The 15,721-nt window shown below is 69.3% G+C and carries 18 protein-coding genes and 1 pseudogene; 15 read left to right on the top strand and 4 right to left on the bottom strand.

From position 1 onward, the window contains the following. Positions 1-230 precede the first annotated feature (230 nt). From Pla133_RS21635 to Pla133_RS21605, 7 genes are all read left to right on the top strand, one after another. Positions 231-704, top strand: coding sequence for a hypothetical protein (locus Pla133_RS21635; protein WP_145069160.1), 474 nt, complete (start codon positions 231-233; stop codon positions 702-704). A 54-nt stretch (positions 705-758) separates the two neighbouring features. Next, entirely contained in the window at positions 759-1,217 is a 459-nt protein-coding gene (locus Pla133_RS21630; protein WP_145069158.1) for a hypothetical protein, read from the top strand. A gap of 163 nt (positions 1,218-1,380) precedes the next feature. Then, positions 1,381-2,631 carry a pyridoxal phosphate-dependent aminotransferase gene (locus Pla133_RS21625; RefSeq protein WP_145069156.1) on the top strand — a complete coding sequence of 417 codons (1,251 nt, stop codon included), beginning with the start codon at positions 1,381-1,383 and terminating at the stop codon, positions 2,629-2,631. 5 nt (positions 2,632-2,636) lie between these two features. Then, a complete protein-coding gene (locus tag Pla133_RS21620) occupies positions 2,637-3,443 on the top strand; it encodes a uracil phosphoribosyltransferase (RefSeq protein WP_419192458.1) in 807 nt (268 codons plus the stop codon). A 29-nt stretch (positions 3,444-3,472) separates the two neighbouring features. Beyond that, positions 3,473-3,892 carry a c-type cytochrome gene (locus Pla133_RS21615; RefSeq protein ID WP_145069152.1) on the top strand — a complete coding sequence of 140 codons (420 nt, stop codon included), beginning with the start codon at positions 3,473-3,475 and terminating at the stop codon, positions 3,890-3,892. A 280-nt stretch (positions 3,893-4,172) separates the two neighbouring features. After that, on the top strand, positions 4,173-4,898 hold the full coding sequence (locus Pla133_RS21610; protein WP_419191822.1) for a CPBP family intramembrane glutamic endopeptidase: 726 nt from the start codon (positions 4,173-4,175) through the stop codon (positions 4,896-4,898). A 157-nt stretch (positions 4,899-5,055) separates the two neighbouring features. Continuing rightward, a complete protein-coding gene (locus Pla133_RS21605; RefSeq protein ID WP_145069148.1) occupies positions 5,056-5,256 on the top strand; it encodes a hypothetical protein in 201 nt (66 codons plus the stop codon). A 26-nt stretch (positions 5,257-5,282) separates the two neighbouring features. On the opposite strand, the gene Pla133_RS21600 is transcribed toward Pla133_RS21605, so the two are convergent. Both Pla133_RS21600 and Pla133_RS21595 read right to left on the bottom strand, forming a co-directional pair. Next, entirely contained in the window at positions 5,283-5,750 is a 468-nt protein-coding gene (locus tag Pla133_RS21600; protein ID WP_145069146.1) for a hypothetical protein, read from the bottom strand. Between the two features lie 43 nt (positions 5,751-5,793). Next, positions 5,794-8,067 (bottom strand): HEAT repeat domain-containing protein, encoded by a 2,274-nt coding sequence (locus tag Pla133_RS21595; protein WP_145069144.1) that lies wholly within the window; start codon positions 8,065-8,067, stop codon positions 5,794-5,796. 57 nt (positions 8,068-8,124) lie between these two features. Between Pla133_RS21595 and Pla133_RS21590 the strand changes: the two genes are divergently transcribed. From Pla133_RS21590 to Pla133_RS21555, 8 genes and pseudogenes are all read left to right on the top strand, one after another. Next, entirely contained in the window at positions 8,125-9,243 is a 1,119-nt protein-coding gene (locus tag Pla133_RS21590; protein WP_145069142.1) for an NHL repeat-containing protein, read from the top strand. Between the two features lie 49 nt (positions 9,244-9,292). Further along, on the top strand, positions 9,293-9,670 hold the full coding sequence (locus Pla133_RS21585; RefSeq protein WP_145069140.1) for a VOC family protein: 378 nt from the start codon (positions 9,293-9,295) through the stop codon (positions 9,668-9,670). A gap of 117 nt (positions 9,671-9,787) precedes the next feature. Continuing rightward, positions 9,788-10,477 (top strand): VIT1/CCC1 transporter family protein, encoded by a 690-nt coding sequence (locus tag Pla133_RS21580; protein ID WP_145069138.1) that lies wholly within the window; start codon positions 9,788-9,790, stop codon positions 10,475-10,477. A 132-nt stretch (positions 10,478-10,609) separates the two neighbouring features. Beyond that, a pseudogene (locus tag Pla133_RS21575) lies at positions 10,610-11,530 on the top strand (aminoglycoside phosphotransferase family protein). Between the two features lie 90 nt (positions 11,531-11,620). Further along, the gene (locus Pla133_RS21570; protein WP_145069135.1) at positions 11,621-12,103 is read left to right on the top strand and encodes a cupin domain-containing protein; all 483 of its coding nucleotides are present in this window, start codon (positions 11,621-11,623) and stop codon (positions 12,101-12,103) included. 145 nt (positions 12,104-12,248) lie between these two features. Beyond that, the gene (locus Pla133_RS21565) at positions 12,249-12,815 is read left to right on the top strand and encodes an SRPBCC family protein (RefSeq protein ID WP_145069133.1); all 567 of its coding nucleotides are present in this window, start codon (positions 12,249-12,251) and stop codon (positions 12,813-12,815) included. Positions 12,816-12,890: 75 nt separating this feature from the next. Next, positions 12,891-13,325, top strand: a complete 435-nt coding sequence (locus Pla133_RS21560; protein ID WP_145069131.1) for a DUF1330 domain-containing protein — start codon at positions 12,891-12,893, stop codon at positions 13,323-13,325. 175 nt (positions 13,326-13,500) lie between these two features. Next, positions 13,501-13,773 (top strand): hypothetical protein, encoded by a 273-nt coding sequence (locus tag Pla133_RS21555; protein WP_145069129.1) that lies wholly within the window; start codon positions 13,501-13,503, stop codon positions 13,771-13,773. Positions 13,774-13,824: 51 nt separating this feature from the next. Here Pla133_RS21555 and Pla133_RS21550 read toward each other — a convergent pair whose 3' ends face one another. Together Pla133_RS21550 and Pla133_RS21545 are read right to left on the bottom strand one after the other, a co-directional pair. Beyond that, on the bottom strand, positions 13,825-14,322 hold the full coding sequence (locus Pla133_RS21550; protein ID WP_145069128.1) for a hypothetical protein: 498 nt from the start codon (positions 14,320-14,322) through the stop codon (positions 13,825-13,827). Positions 14,323-14,534: 212 nt separating this feature from the next. Continuing rightward, a complete protein-coding gene (locus Pla133_RS21545) occupies positions 14,535-15,641 on the bottom strand; it encodes an IS630 family transposase (RefSeq protein ID WP_145071014.1) in 1,107 nt (368 codons plus the stop codon). Positions 15,642-15,721: the final 80 nt, after the last annotated feature.

Genomic DNA, 15,721 nt, shown 5'->3' with positions numbered 1-15,721 from the left:
CAGTCTGGGGTTCGCTCCGAAGGGCTGGTCGGAATGGGCGCGCTGCCTTCCGCCATCTTCAGCGGCGAAGCTGCCGTAGCGCGGCGTCGAGGAAACCTGAAGTTCTTGTCGTCCGCTGGTCGGGCGGCCAACACGAAGTTGCCGCCTGCGACGCGACGTCGGAGGCAGCTCGCGCCTCGAACTTCGCAGGAGTGGGCTCCGAACCAAGACCATCAACCAACGGAAACGTCATGGCCTACCTCAATGGCTTGCTCCCCAAGAAACTCATGGCCGCGGGGGCGCTCGCGGTCGGGTTGACCGCCGCCGGCTGCGACACGGAAGGCAGCTTCCAGGTCGAGAGCATCACGACCTGCTGCATCGAGCTCGTCGGCGGCAAGGTGGACTTCACGGTCAGCGGCGGCGTGCTGAAGATCGGTGGCGCAGCGACCGCCGTGGACATCAAGAAGCGCCAGACCCCGGAGTGCGAGGAATGTCAACTCACGGGTGACATTCACATCCACTGTGACGTCAACGGCAACGGCCACGAAGATCCCGGCGAGTACACCAACGACATCCCGGTCAGCAACTCGACCACCGTGGGCATGGGCGGCGTCACCATCAACGGCGTCGGCGAGAAGACGGCCTTCCGCATGACCTACGAGATCGACGCCTGCTGCCCCGACGGCAAGAAGCTCAAGCGCACGATCGTCTCCAGCGGCAGCTGAGTTCGAGCCTCGCGCCAACAACCACCTCCAACGAACGACACAAGAGACAGAACAATGATCAACAACAAGAAATTCGCGGGTCTCGGTCTGGCCGCCTTCCTGGGGGCCGGCGTGGTCGCCCTCTCCGGAGTCTCCACCGCCGCCTCGCCCTTCGCGCAGTTCTCCAGCGACGAGGCCCAAGTGGCCTACAGCACCCTGGACCACACCATGGGCGTGCGCTTCGACGTGCTGAAGTCGGACAAGGGCTCGAGCCTGCTCTCGGCCTCCGGCTGGATCCCGCCGAAGATCAGTGACCTGGTCGACCCCTTCACGATCTCGGGCGGGACGGCGACCCTGGAGACCGACGGGATGACGACCGACTACGCCTTGATGCAGGTCGGCGGCGCGTGGGTCATCTCGATCCCCACCGACGTGCTGTTCTCCAAGGGCAGTCACTCGCTCCAGGTCAACCTGGAGGGCAAGTCGCCCATGGGCGACAAGCAGTGGACGACTTGGGTGGGTCTGACCCTCTGAGCTCGGGGCCCTGGAATGGAGGCCAGCCCCCCGCGATGGCGGGCGGCTGGCCTCTGGCCGTCCCGGTGCGGCGCGAGCGGCGGCGATCCGCCCCAACCCGCGCGGGGAGGGGGCCGGATCGTCGGGTATCCTGGCGGGCTCCGCCAACCCCGACGAGCTCCCCTTGGATAGCGCCATTTCGACCTCCTCCGACCACACCCTGGTCCCCGCCAGCTCCGACCGACCGGGCGACGATCCGATCTTCCGGCTCAACGCGATGGCCCAGGCCCGCGCGGCGGCGGGGGAGGACGTGCTCAACGCGACCTTGGGTGCGCTGTTCACCGACGACGGCCAACTCGCGGTGATGCCGTCGGTCTACGACGCCATGCGCTCGATCGACGGGCGTCGCGCGGCGGGCTACGCGCCGATCCGCGGGCAGGCGGAGTTCCTCGACGCGGTGGTGCGCGACCTGACCGAGGGCACGACCCTCGCCGGTCAGGCCATCGCGGTGGCAACCCCCGGCGGCACCGGCGCGGTCTACAACGCGATCGTCAACTTCCTCGAGCCGGGCAACGCGCTGTTGACCTCGAGCTTCTACTGGGAGCCCTACGGGATCCTGGCCGAGCACAGCGGGCGGCGCTTCGCCACCTTCCGCAACTTCGACGAGAGCGGCGCCTTCGACGTAGCCGCCCTCGAGGTCGAGGCGCGGCGCCTGATCGCGCGTCAAGGGCGATTGCTGCTGGTCCTGAACACCCCCTGCCACAACCCCACCGGCTACTCCCTCGACGCGGGTGAGTTGGAGCGCATCGGCGACCTGCTCCTGGAGCTGTCCGGCGAGGCGCCGGTGACCCTGCTCCTGGACCTGGCCTACGAGAAGTTCGCCGCGCCGCACACCGCCTCCTGGCAGCCCCTGGCCGAACGCCTGGTCGGGCGCGTGCAGGTGCTCGCCGCCTGGACCGCGTCGAAGGCCTTCACCCAGTACGGCAGCCGCATCGGTGCGCTGGCGGCCTTCCACTCGGCCGATGCCACCCCGGAGACCCGCGAGCACCTGGCCAACGCCCTGGGTTACACCTGCCGCGGGACCTGGTCCAACTGCAACAACCTCGGGATGTTGACCGTGGCCAAGGTCCTGAACGACCCCGAGCTGCGCGCCCGCTCGATCGCCGAGCGCGGCGAGCTGGTGGCCCTACTCGACGACCGCGTCCAGGCCTTCAACCGCGAGGCCGCCGCGGCGGGATTGGCCTACCCGCGCTACGAGGGCGGCTTCTTCGTCTCGGTCTTCACCGACGACCCCGACGGGACCGTGGCTCGCGCCCAGGACAAGGGCGTGTTCTTCGTGCCGCTCGACGGCGCCGTCCGCCTGGCCCTGTGCGCCACGCCGGCGGTGACGATCCCGCGCTTGGTGGAGACCCTGGCCAGCAGCCTCGAGGGTTGAGCGGCGTGCCGAACAGCGAGTTGATCCGCCGCGCGGGTGAGCGCGAGCACTACTACGGCGAGCGGGTGCACCTGGTGGACAACGCCCTGATCCAGTCCGCGATCGCGCGGCTGGGCAACGGCGATTCGCGGCGCGCGGAGCTCTATCGCCTGTTGGAGCTCGTCTACCACAGCCTCGCGGTGGAAGCCCTCGGCAACGAGTTGCCCCGCGCTCGGGTGGAGGTCTCCACGCGCATGCAGGAGTTCCACCCCGCCGAGGGCGTCTTCCGCGGCGAGGCCCTCGATCCGAGCCATTCGGTGGTCGTGGTGGACGTGATCCGCGGAGGCATCGTCCCGGCGCAGATCGTGTTCGAGATGCTGACGGCGGTGCTGCCGGATGCTTGCACGCGCCTCGACCACCTGAACATGGCGCGCATCAGCGACGACCAGGGCCGCGTGACCGGCGTGGACCTGTCCGGCAGCAAGGTCGGCGGCACGGTCGAGGGCGCGACCCTGGTGATCCCCGATCCGATGGGTGCAACCGGCTCGACGGTCGTGCGCGCCCTCGAGCACTACCTGGAGCACCACGGCCGCCCGGCGAAGGTGGTGGTCCTGCCGATGATCGCCACGCCGGAGTTCGTGCGCCGCGTGACCGAGGCCTCGGAGCTGGTGCACGTGTTCGCGGCGCGGCTCGACCGCGGCCTCTCCGCCCCCGACGTGCTCGCGACCACGCCCGGCGAACGCTGGAGCGAAGAGCGCGGCCTCAACGACCACGGTTACATCGTCCCCGGCGCCGGCGGCGTCGGCGAGATCCTCAACAACGCCTGGTGCTGAACGCGCCGGCCGACTCGGACCCACTCCCCATGCTCCCCAGCCCGCTTCGTCTCTGCGTCCTCGTGGCCCCGCTGGTCCTGCCGCTCGTCGCCTGTGGCGGCAGTGAACCGGCGACCGAAGGCAGCGGCGACTCCGGCCCGGCTCCCGCCGCCGAACTCGACGTGGACGCCGCCATCGCCGTCTTCGAGGCGGGGACTTGCTGGACCTGTCACGGCCGGCCCCACATGGACATGGACGGCTTCGGCGGGCCGAAGCTCGCGGGCCTCGACGCCCACTGGAACGTCGCCGACTTGGCGGACTTCATCGAGAATCCCGAGGCCTGGGTGGCCAAGGACAGTCGCCTGGCCCTGTTGAAATCCGAGGCGATGGTGCCGATGAACCCGCCCCCGCGCCCGATCTCGCTCGAGGACCGCGAGCTGCTGGCGCGCTGGCTGTTGACGCTCGAGTAGCGTCGTGGGACGTACGGTGGCGTGGGACGTACGGTGGCGTGGGACGTACGGTGGCGTGGGACGTACGGTGGCGTGGGACGTACGGTGGCGGGATCATTTGTCCCACGACCCCGGGCATCCGCAGCGCCGGAGGCGCCGCGGATGCCCGGGGGCGTGGGACAAATGATCCCGCCACCGTACGTCCCACTCGTTCTCCAACCCCTACGTTGCAACTTGGTTCTCGGACTTCGTCGCCCTGCGCGGCGGGACTCCCGCGCACTGGCTCGTGCTGGGCGGCGGCGTGCTCGGTCCCGTCGCGGGTGCGATCCTGGCCTGGCGACATCGGGCGGGAGCGGCCGGCCTGCGGGCCCTTTGGCGGCACCTGGTCGACGTTCGCATCAGTGATTGGCGAGGCTGGACGGGCGCCCTGCTCCCTGCCGGCTACTTCGCGGTCGCATCGACCGTGGTCTTCGCCCTGACCGGCGTGACGTTCAGGTCCGAAGTGGGTCCGCTCGGCTTCGCGGGCCTGCTGCTGGCTTCCTGCGTGCTCGTCATCGGGGAGGAACTCGGCTGGCGAGGGACGCAGCTTCCGCTGCTCCAGGAAACTGGTGGCGCCCTGCGCTCCTCCGTCGTGGTCGCCGTCTCGTGGGCCTTCTGGCACCTACCGTTGGTCCTGATGTGGGGCGCCGGACCGGACAGCTCCCCGCTCGAGGCGGGGCTGGCGCTGATCCCCTACCTGCTGCTGACCATCCCGATGGCGGTCATGCATACCTTCGCCTTCAACTCGGCTCGCGGGCTCGTCCTGGTCTCGGTCGTCCTGCACGGCCTCCACAATCACCTGAACGCCGTCCTGGGGCCGAATCCCGCGGAGGACGCCGCCCTCGCGCGCGCGGGAGCGTTGTCGGGACCGGTCCTCATGGGCGTGTTCTGGAGTGTCGCCGTCGGACTGTGGATCGCCTTTCGAGGACGCGACCTGGCCCCGCGCGGCAAGGTCACCGCGAGCTCGATGCTCGAATCGAGGCCGTGACGAATGGGGCGCCCGGTGGTGAGGGACAGGGGATCCCGCCGCCGTGATTCCGACGCCACGACCCCCGGCGTTGACCGATTTCGGGGGGAGCTGCTAAGACGAAGCTCGCGGAGCAGCATCCCGTCGCCGCGGCGACGGCTCCGCCAAGGAGGAACCCATGCCGACCCTGACTGATCTGATCGCTGTGGCGATCGTCGCCGGAATCTGCTCGTCCCTGGCCCTGGCCTGCTTCTGGAGCGTGGGACCCGAGGGGCGCTTGCCGGCGGCCACGGCCGCGTCCATCGCCAGCGCGATCGTCGTCATGCACCTGCGGTCTCGGGACGCGTCGGCCAACCCGTCGCGGCAGACCGGCGAGTAGTCCGCGACGGACGGGTCCCCGCGCCCTCAGCGCTCGATCACGTCGATGCGTCCGCCGGACCAGGTGCGTAGCTCGAGGCGCGAGCCGGGCTTCAGACCCGAGAGCAGCCGCCGCTCGTCGAACTCGTCGTAGAGCACGCCGGCGCCGCGCCAGCGGCCATCGACCTCGAGGGTCCAGATCGTGACCGTGTCGGCCAAGAGGTCCTCGACCAGGCTGATCGCTTCGGCCAGCTCGCTCGAGCGTCCGCCTCCGCGCGGCGCGGTGAACTCCTGGCTCCAGCGGCCCCACTGGACCAGCACCCGCTCGGGGTCGCCGCTGTCGACGACCATCGCCGGCTCGCCCTCGACGGCCGCCGGGATGGTCAGGATCAAGTAGGCCTCGTCGCGACCGGGGCGCTGTTCGATGCGCGCGTGCCCCTTGAGTTCGGGGTGGTGGCGCAGGAGCTCGTGGGCCAGGGAGCGGCTGGCGGGGTCGAGGGCTTCGATGTCGAACATCGTCTCGGGTCGGGTCGGTTGCGGGTCGGATCAGCCGGGCGGATCAGAGGTCGCCAGAGCGTCGGGCGGCCACGAAGTTGGTCACGAAGCGGAAGGCCGACAGGTCGGGCACCTCGCGGGCGGCGCGGGCGGCGTTCTTCCACACGTCCTCGCCGGAGGCGTCGAGGTCGCGCAGGCGCGCGTAGTCGATGCCCATGTGGTCCACGGCGTAGGCGCGGCGCTGGTCGGGCTTCGACACGCCCGGCGCCACGGCCAGGCCCTGCAGGTCGAAGTGGTTGGAGGAGTCCAGGACGACCCCGTGGCCGACCCGGAACCAGGCCGCCAGGTTGCCCTCGCCCCACACGTCGGCGGCGTCGGGGCTGTCGATCAACACCTCGGCGCGCTCGGGCGCGAGGACCCGGATCAGGTGGGCGCCCTCCAGGTGGTAGATCGGCCGCGTGTCGCCGGGGAACACGCCCTTCAGGAAGGGGCTGTCGTCGGAGCACGGGAAGGACTCCACGTCGTCGAGCACTTCCGAGCGCGTGTCGACCTTGGCGATCACGCCGGGGAAGACTCGCGCGACGGTCTCGGTCAGGGCCCAACAGGAGCCGAAGAGCTGGCCGCCGCACAGCACGTACCACTCGAGCAGCTCTGCGTCGCCGGCCTCGATCTCGCCGGTGCAGTTGGCCACGAAGATCGCGTCCGGGTGCAGGCCATCGCGGCGCACGCGCGAGGACTGGGTCAAGCGGTAGGCGATGTGTTGACGCTCGAGCAGCTCTTGGATGTGGTCGGCGCGGCTCTCGAGCACGACCACGTCGAGGCCGCGGTAGATTTCGCCGTAGGGCACGCCGTAGCCGTACTTCGCGCGGCGTTCCGCGTCGTCCTCGGGGTGGGTGAAGCGCATGGCGCTGCCGCCGTCGTCGTACCAGGCCTGCCACGCCTCGCGCGTGGCCTCGACGTCGATGCGCTTGGTCAAGCGCCGCAGGGCCTCGTGGGCGCAGAGCGCGACGATCGAGTCGTCGTCCTCGAGGGCGGCGATCAGGGGCGGGATCGCGGCGGGCTCGTGGATCAGGCCCAGGCCGACCGTGGCCGCGGCGCGCAGGCGCCAGTCCTCGTGCTCGTTGCGAATGCGCTGCAGCGGCTCGACCGAGGCCACGGTTGCCAGCTTGCCGATCGACACGGCGGCGCAGGCGCCCACGCCCCAGTCGGCGTCGTCGAGGGCCGTGACCAGGGCCGGCAGCACGACCGCCAAGGTGCGTCGCCCCAGCGTCGTCGCGAGCTCGCGACGCACGCCCGCGTCGGGCTCGGCGACCAAGCGCTCCACCAGGAAGGCGCGGTGGGCCAGGGCGTCCACGCGACCCAGGGCTTGGGCTGCGCGCAGGCGCACGCGCGGCTCGTCGTCGACCGCGAGGGACTTCAGGCGCTCGCCCTCGCTCTCGCCCAGGCGTTCGAAGGCCACGATCGAGAGGGCGCGGGCGCCGGTGTCGTCCGCGGCCGCGGCGCGCTCGGCCAGCTCGCGGGCCAGCTTCTGGCGCGAGGCCTCGAGGGGCTCGTAGAGGATCAGCGCCGCGACCTCGGCGGCGCGCGCGGGCGGCAGGGCGTCGAGGTGCGGCCGGGCGCCCGTATCGGTGGCCAGGTCTGCCATCAGCGCCACGGCTCGGCGCGCGACCACGTCGGTGACGTCGCCGCCCGCGAGCAGCTTCGCCACAGGCTCGAGATGCGCCACCGTCGCGCGTCCGCGCAGGGTCTCGAGAGCGGCCGCGCGCACGCGCACGTCGTCGCGGGCGAGCAGATCGGCGAAGTGGGCCGGCGAGGGATCGACCAGCAGCTCGGCTCGGGCCAGGGCGGCGCGCACGTCCCCCTCGTCGTTCTCGAGCAGCTTGGACGTCTTGCCCAGCTCGGCCTCGCCCTCGAGTGCTTCCATTCCGGCCGCCAGGGCCTCGGCGGCCTCGACGATGCGCTTGCCCTTGACCGCCTTGAGCAGGCGCTCGAGACCCTGTTCGGGGTCGATCTTGACCAGCGAGCGGGCCGCCGCATGGCGCACGCGACGCAGGGGGGCGTCCACGGCCAGGCCCGCGAGGACCTTGATCGAGTCCTTGCCCCCGCGCCGACCCAGGGCCTGGGCCGCGCGCTCCACGACCTCCCAATCGTCGTCGTCCAGGACGCTCAGCAGCAGGTCCTCGGCGTTCTCGTGCCCCAGCTCCTCCAGGTTGCCGATCGCGGCCAGGCGCTCCTCGACCTGCGCCGCGCGCAGGCCGTCGGCGGGGTTCTGCGCCCATGGGGGCGCCGTGGTCATCGCGGACAGGGCCAGGGCACACAGCAGGTGGAGCGGCTTCACCGGGGCATCCTACTGCGCTGCGAGCGATGGGCGCGCTGGGGCTAGACTCGCGGTCCCATGACTCCGCTGCAGCTCCTGTGCGTCCCGCTCCTGCTCGCCGCCGCCCACGACCCCCACGACGGGGCCGGGCACCACCACCATCCGGCCGATGGCCAGGAGCCGCGCTTCGCACCCGCGGTGTACTCCGACGAGCCCGTCTACGTTGGCGAGGGCGCGCATCGCTATCGCTGGGAGTCGCGCTGGCTGCAGCTGCCCGAGGGGCGCGAGTGGCTCGGCAGCACCCACGGCTGCATCGTCGTCGACCGCGCTGGGCGCGTGTACCTGAGCGCGGAGGAGGGCGCGGCCGTGCTGGTCTTCGACGCGGACGGCGCCCTCGTCGACTCCTTCGGCGAGGAGTGGGGCGCGGGCTTGCACGGCCTCTCGATCGGCGTCGACTGGGTGCCCGACCGCGAGATGATCGTCTCCAAAGAGGGGCGCGTGCGCGGCGAGGTGCTCTGGTTGGCGCACACCGCGCGGCAGGAGGTGATCAAGACCACGCTGGGCGGGGAGGTCCTGATGACGATCCCGCCGCCGCCGGCCGAGGCGGGCCTGTACCCGGACCCGGGCAGTTACAAGCCGACCAGCGTCGCCGTGGCGCCGGACGGGACGATCTTCGTCGCCGATGGTTACGGGCTGTCGTGGATCCACCGCTACGACGCCGAGGGCAACTACCTCGACAGCTTCGGAGGCCGCGGCAAGAGGCCCGAGCAGCTGGGCACGCCTCACGGCCTGTGGATCGAGACGCGCGACGGTCGCACGACGCTCCTGGTCGCCGACCGCGGGCACAGCCGCATCGCGCGCTTCTCCACGACCGGCGAGTACATCGGCTGCACCGACCCCGACTCGGGACTCCTGCGGCGCCCGTGCCACTTGCAGTTCGAGGGAGACGTCGGCGTCGTCGCCGATCTCGCCGGCCGAGTGACCCTGCTGGACCGCGACCTCAACCTGATCTGCCACCTGGGTGACAATCCCGTCGAGTCCGAGCGCGCTCAGTTCGACGTGACCCCCGACCACTGGCGCGAGGGCGCCTTCATCGCGCCCCACTGCGCCCGCATCGCGTCCGGAGGCGAGATCTACGTCATGGACTGGAACGTGGCCGGTCGCCTGACGCGGCTGGTTCCCGATCCGGCGGATTGAGCCCGTTCCGGACCATCGATCGAACGGACCGCACAAGGGAAGGTCATCCATGTCTGAAGACGCCCCGAACCAAGCCCCGCACCTGCACCACTCGATCGACTACTTGGAACTTCCGGTGAGCGACATGGACGAGGCTCAGCGCTTCTACGCCACCGCCTTCGGTTGGGAGTTCAACCAGTACGGGCCCGGCTACGCCGGGATCAAGAAGCCCGGGGGCGAGGCCGGGGGCCTGCGGCTGGAGGAACAGGTCACGCGGGGTGGGCCCCTGTTGGTGCTCTTCTCGGAGGACCTCGAGCAGAGCCTCGCGGGCGTGCGCGCCGGGGGCGGGGAGATCGTCGTCGAGCCATTCGACTTCCCCGGCGGGCGCCGCTTCCACTTCCTCGATCCCTGCGGTAACGAGTTGGCCGTCTGGGCTCTTCCTGACTGATGGACGCCGAGGGTCGTGGCCTTCGCGGATACCTAGGAGTTCAGCGCACGAGCGATTGGCTGCTGCGGTTGAAAGGTTTGATGGCGCCGCGCCACAGGGGCGCCCACAATCGGCGCCGTGAAACACATTGAAGGTCACCGTACCCATCGGATCGGTTGGCTTCGAGCGTCGGTGCTCGGCGCGAATGACGGCATCGTCTCGACCTCGAGTTTGGTCTTGGGTGTCGCTGCATCCGGGGTGGGGTCCCAGGGCGTTCTGATTGCTGGCGTCGCGGGCCTGGTGGCCGGGGCCATGTCGATGGCCGCCGGGGAGTACGTATCGGTCAGCTCCCAGGCCGACACCGAACTGGCCGACCTGGCGCGCGAGCGGGAGGAGCTCACCACCGACCCCGAGCACGAGTTCGCGGAGCTCACCGAGATCTACGTGAAGCGTGGGCTGGATCCGAAGCTCGCCGCCGAGGTGGCGGAGCAACTCATGGCCCACGACGCCCTGGGCGCTCACGCCCGGGACGAGCTGGGCATCTCGGAGTCCCTCGCCGCCAGGCCGGTCCAGGCAGCCTTCGCCTCGGCCGGGACCTTCTCGGCTGGGGCGGCGCTCCCGCTGTTGGTGGCGGTGCTGTTTCCCGCCGGCGCCCTCGTGTGGGCGGTGGCCAGCAGCTCGCTGCTCTTCTTGGCTCTGCTCGGTTCCCTCTCGGCACGGGCCGGCGGCGCGCCCCTGGGAGCGGCGGCCGCGCGAGTGACCTTCTGGGGCGCGCTCGCCATGGCGATCACCTTCGCCGTGGGTGCCCTGTTCGGCGTCGCGGCGTGAGGTCGGACCGTGCTCCGAACCTTCGACCGAGGTCGGCTCGTGCCGTGGCGCGGTTGCCGAGCCTGGCTACGCCGTCGCTGACGACCTTGCAGCGATGGAACCCGGCGAGCTCGGTGCACCCGACGCGGCCCACTGACGACGCAGGTCGACGTCGAGCTCGCGCGGGACTCTATTCGTACGCAGTTTCCCCTATGGGCGCGGCTCGAGGTCCGGCCCGTCGTTCGGGGCGGCTGGAGCAACGTCACCTTCCGGCTCGGCGACGACAAGGTCGTCCGCCTGACACGGGCGCGGGCCCGCGCGGCACAGATCGATGCCGAGCAACGCTGGCTGCCCGTGTTGGTGCGAGGCCTACCACTTCCCATCCCCCAGCCGCTGGGCACAGGTGTCCCGCAGGGCGAGTATCCCTGGAGTTGGTAGGTCTACCACTGGGTCGTGGGGGAGACGGTGCTCCCCGAGCGCATCGCAAGTCCGACCGGCTTCGCGCTCGACCTCGCCGGATTCCTCCGCGCTCTGCCCTCCATCCCCGCCAACAACGGACCCCCGGCGGGTCCTCGAAACTTCCACCGCGGCGGCGACCTGGCCTGCTACGACGCGCAGTTTCGTGAGGACGTCGAGGTCCTCAGCCATCGGCTGAAGGCTGCAGCCGTGTCGGAGGTCTGGGCAATGGCGCTGTCTTCGCATTGGGGACACGCACCCGGCCGGGTCCACGGGGGCATGGCTGTCGGCAACCTTCCGGTCGAGTCCGGGAAACTCGGTGGAGTGATCGATCTCGGCGCGACGTGCGTCGGCGATCCCGCCTGCGATCTGGTGCCGGCCTGGACCTTCTTGGGCGTGGAGGGTTGCAGGACCCTGCGAGACGCCCTGCCGCTCGATCGGGCTACCTGGGAGCGCGGTCGCGGTTGGGTCCTGTGGAAGGCCCTGATCGTGGCGGCGGGCCTGGCGGAGACCAACGCCTGGGAGGGTGGCCAGGCCTGGAGCACGATCGCCAGCGTGTTGGCCGACCACGCGGAGCCTCGAGGTTACGGTGCCAGAGCCGCGGAGGGCTCGAAGTGAGCGGCCGAACACGCTGCTGCCTCAGCTCGAAAGACCGTTCTGGCGAGACCGTGCTCGCTGGGCGTGCCGACCAACCGAGATTCGAAACCAATGTCCACGCCGCAGAGTTCAGTGGCCGTCGTCGCCTCCGAAGTCCCGCCTCGCACCAAGCCCTCCGTGTATCCAGAACCCTTCGCAGCCCAGATCGTCGGTCGCGAGAAGCGTCAACTCGGTGAGGTCTTCGGGCTCACCAACTTCGGGGTGAACCTCGTGCGACTCGCACCGGGCGGGCGCTCGGCCTTGCGCCACGCGCACACCCGGCAGGACGAGTTGGTCTACGTGCTGCAGGGGCGACCGACCCTGCACACAGACCAGGGGCAGCGCGAGCTCGTGCCGGGGATGTGTGCCGGCTTCAAGGCCGGCACCGGGGACGGGCACTGCCTCACCAACGAATCGCAGGAGGACGTCGTCTACCTGGAGGTTGGCGACCGCACCCCTGGTGACGGCGCTTCCTATCCGGACGATGATCTGGAAGCGCGACTGATCGACGGCGGTTGGCGCTTCTTCCACAAGGACGGCACGCCCTATCGCTAGTGCAGGCCAGGTTGGTCGCTTGTCGTCGGGACTGCGGAGATCGATCGCGGCGCGCCCCTGACGTGGATCAGGACACTAGTCTGCTCTCGAACAACGGGCGACGAGGGCGTCGCCGCTTTCACCTAGACCATCACAGGGAGCCCGCATGGGTATCGAACGGATCATTCTCCTGGCTGCGCTGACCTCCTGCCACGCCGGCGGTCCGCCGACCGCGGAGTTGTCGCACGCTCCGATCCAGAGCCGATTGATCGAAGCCGCTGCCGGAGACCTGGTGCTCCTGCAGGAGGTCCTCCTCGAAGCGCCTGTCGGCGAGGTTTGGAAGGCCTACTCAACCGAAGACGGCTGGCGGGCATGGGCGGCTCCGGCGGTCGAGATCGACCTGCGCGCGGGCGGGACGGTTCGCACGCATTACGGCGAGGGGGCTGCGATCGGCGACCCCGGGACGAACGTGATCCACATCGTGAACTACGTCCCCGAGCGGCTCTTGACCCTTCGCGCGGAGGTCGAGGATCGCTGGCCCGAGGTGATGAAACAGGACGCGGGCAACTTGATGAACGTGATCGTCTTCGAGCCCAAGGGCGACGACCGGACGAAGATTCTCTCCTACGGAGTCGGCTACCGGGACTCCCAGGCCTACCGCGACTTGATGGAGTTCTTCATCCCGGCCAACGAAGGGTTGTTCCAGGTTCTGAAGGACCACTTGGAGGGTTAGCCCTCATCGAGCATCAGGATCCGCGCCCATCACACCTTGGATCGAGCCTGGCCGCGCGAAGCAGCCTCCCCAGACATGACTGCCTACCTCGAACCCACCCAAGCATCCGGCCGTGGCTTCTTCATGCGCGGTATCAGCGGGCCAGTCGTGATGCTGAATCTGCTCCGCTACCGCGAAGTGGCGGACTACTCGGCTTCACCCGAACTTGGACCACCCGCGCCGATCAGCGGTGAAGAGGCCTACCGCCTCTACATGGAGCACACCCTTCCGCACCTCGAGCGCTCCGGCGGCAAGCTGCTGTTCTTCGGCCGGGGCGGGGCTTTCTTGATCGGTCCTGCAAACGAGCGCTGGGATGCCGCCATGCTGGTCGAGCAGTCCAGCACCGAGGCCTTCATGGCCTTCACCTCCGACCAGGCGTACCTCGCGGGGATTGGCCATCGCACGGCGGCGCTGGAGGATTCGCGCCTGCTGCCCCTCGAACCCTGGTCCCGAATCGCACTTCGGCGGTGAGGCTCCGCGGGACGGTCCGGTACTCGGCTACTCGCTCTCGAGGACCCCTGCGCCGTGGCTAGACCCGGCCTTTCGAGCTTGCGGCAGACCTGATACTCTGGCCGCAGTACCTATTGCCGAGGCGTCAAAGAGGTCCCGCGGCAGCCGCAGCGAATATCAGAGGAGGCGTGTCGCCTTGGGCGAGTTGATCGGTTCTGGGTTCTGGTTGGGCAGCCTTGTCGTTGTGGTCATCGCGCTGACCAATGCAGCCAGAACGAGACAGTGGGGCTGGTTCGTCGCTTCGCTGCTCATCTGGCCGGTGGCGATCGCGTATCTGCTCGTGGCCTACAAGTCGCCGAAGACGATCCGCGCGCTCGAGAACCGCAGGCGACAGGCCCAGACTCGAGAGCGGGCCGAGATTGCGGAGCTGAAGAAGAAGGTCGCCGCCCTCGAGGGCGAGCGAGCGTAGCCGCCGAGTACGGGCGATCGCGGGGGGGCGGGTCGGACGTCCGACTCGGCGCTACTGCACGCGGATCTCGAGCGCGTTCGACAGCGCGACGCCGCCGATCGCCCTGTTGTCGAGTAGCAGGGCCTGGGTCGTGACGGTCGGTGCGCTGACGGTCAAGGCGCTAGCCGGCGGAATCTGCCAGGCGATGGACCAGGAGCCCTCGGCCGTGAGCTGCAAGGGGAACGCGACGATGCCACTCAGGGGGCCGATCCAGAGGCTCCCGGAGAACAGTGACAACTCGTCGCACAGGGTGCCGATGCCGAGCCAGCCGAGGGCACTCGCGGGTCCACCGACGAGGGTCAGCGTGGCCGTGCTCCCGGGGCTCGGGCAGCCCGTCACGTCGAGGCTCGGCGTCAGACCGCCGCTCCCGGGCGTGCCCGCGCCGTAGTGCATCGACCAGCCGTTGCAGTTCAGTTCCGCGCCCTTCGCGGTCAGGAACGCCTCCAGCTCGGGTGCGAGCAGATCCTGGTTCCAGACCTCGGCGTAGCGCACGCCTACGTCGAGGGCCAAGTCGAAGGAGGCGTCGTACTTGGCCAGGTCGAAGTTCTAGTGTCCTGGATCAGAAATTCGGCGTCACTTCCCGGGCTCCGATCGCCGCTGGCGTCGCCAGCGCCTCCTCCGAGTATCGCAGCGGATACGCGTCGTCCGCGCGCCTAGCCAGCATCGATCGGACCTCCGGGCAGTGACGCCGAATTTCTGATCCAGGACACTAGTGGGGTGAGTCAAAGCTTCGACTCATTTGTTTGCCGGGAACGAGTGGCGTTCGCTGTGTCGCAGTAGCGGCGGAGGCTGGCGAGGATCTGGTCTGCGGTCTTGGTCCAGACGTACGGCTTCGGCTCGTCGTTGTGGGCATCGATGAACGCCCTCACGTCCTTCTCGAGCGCAGCCGTACTTCGATGGACGCCGCGCTCAGTCACTCGCCGGGAGACGATCGAGAACCAGCTCTCGACGAGGTTGAGCCAGGACGACGTCGTCGGCGTGAAGTGCACGTGAAATCGGGGTCGGCGTAGCAGCCACCGCTTCACGGCTGGCGTCTTGTGCGTGGCGTAGTTGTCCATCACGAGGTGGACGTCCAGCTCCTTGGGCACGGACTGCTCGATCTCGCCCAGGAACTTCAGGAACTCCTTCGACCTGTGTCGACGGAAGCACTTGCCGATGACTCGCCCCGTGGCGATGTCGAGCGCTGCGAACAGCGACGTCGTCCCGTGGCGCACGTAGGTATTCGAGCGTCGCTCCGGGTGCGTCGGCGTCATCGGCAGCAGGGGCTGAGTGCGATCCAGTGCCTGCATCTGGGACTTCTCGTCGACGCAGAGCACGAGCGCATTGTCCGGAGGGCTCATGTACAGTCCCACGATGTCCCGGACCTTCTCGACGAACTGAGGGTCGCGGGACAAGGAGAAGGACTCGCTGCGGTCTGGACGAAGGCTGAAGGCCTTCCAGATCCGCGCCACAGCGCTCTGAGACAATCCGAGCTCGTTCGCGACTTGGCGGGAGCTCCAGTGGGTCCCGGTTTTCGGCTTACGGTGGAGCGTCATGTCCACGACGCGGGCGACATCGTCATCTGAGACGCTCCTCGGCCGTCCAATCCGAGGCTCGTCGTACAGCGCGTCCAGACGCTCCTTCACGAATCGGCGACGCCAGCGACCAACGGTCTGAAAGTGCAGCCCCAACTCGTCGGCGACATCGGTATTGTCCAGCCCCTTCGCACAGCGAAGGATGGCGCGCGCCCGCTCCGCCACTGCCGCAGGCGTCGAGCGACGCCGAACCAGCCGATTCAACTCCGCGCGCTCCTGCTCGGACAACACGAGCTTCGCCTTCGGCCGTCCCATCTTGGTCGTCATGATGCAACCATCGGCGCGGCCGAGCCCGACTTGCCCGAAACTTGCAACTTATTAGTCGAATCTTTGAC

Source organism: Engelhardtia mirabilis (assembly GCF_007748095.1).
Classification (GTDB): Bacteria; Planctomycetota; UBA1135; order UBA1135.
Note: the sequence above shows the minus strand (reverse complement) of the source record. Positions and strands in the feature narration are given on the sequence as shown.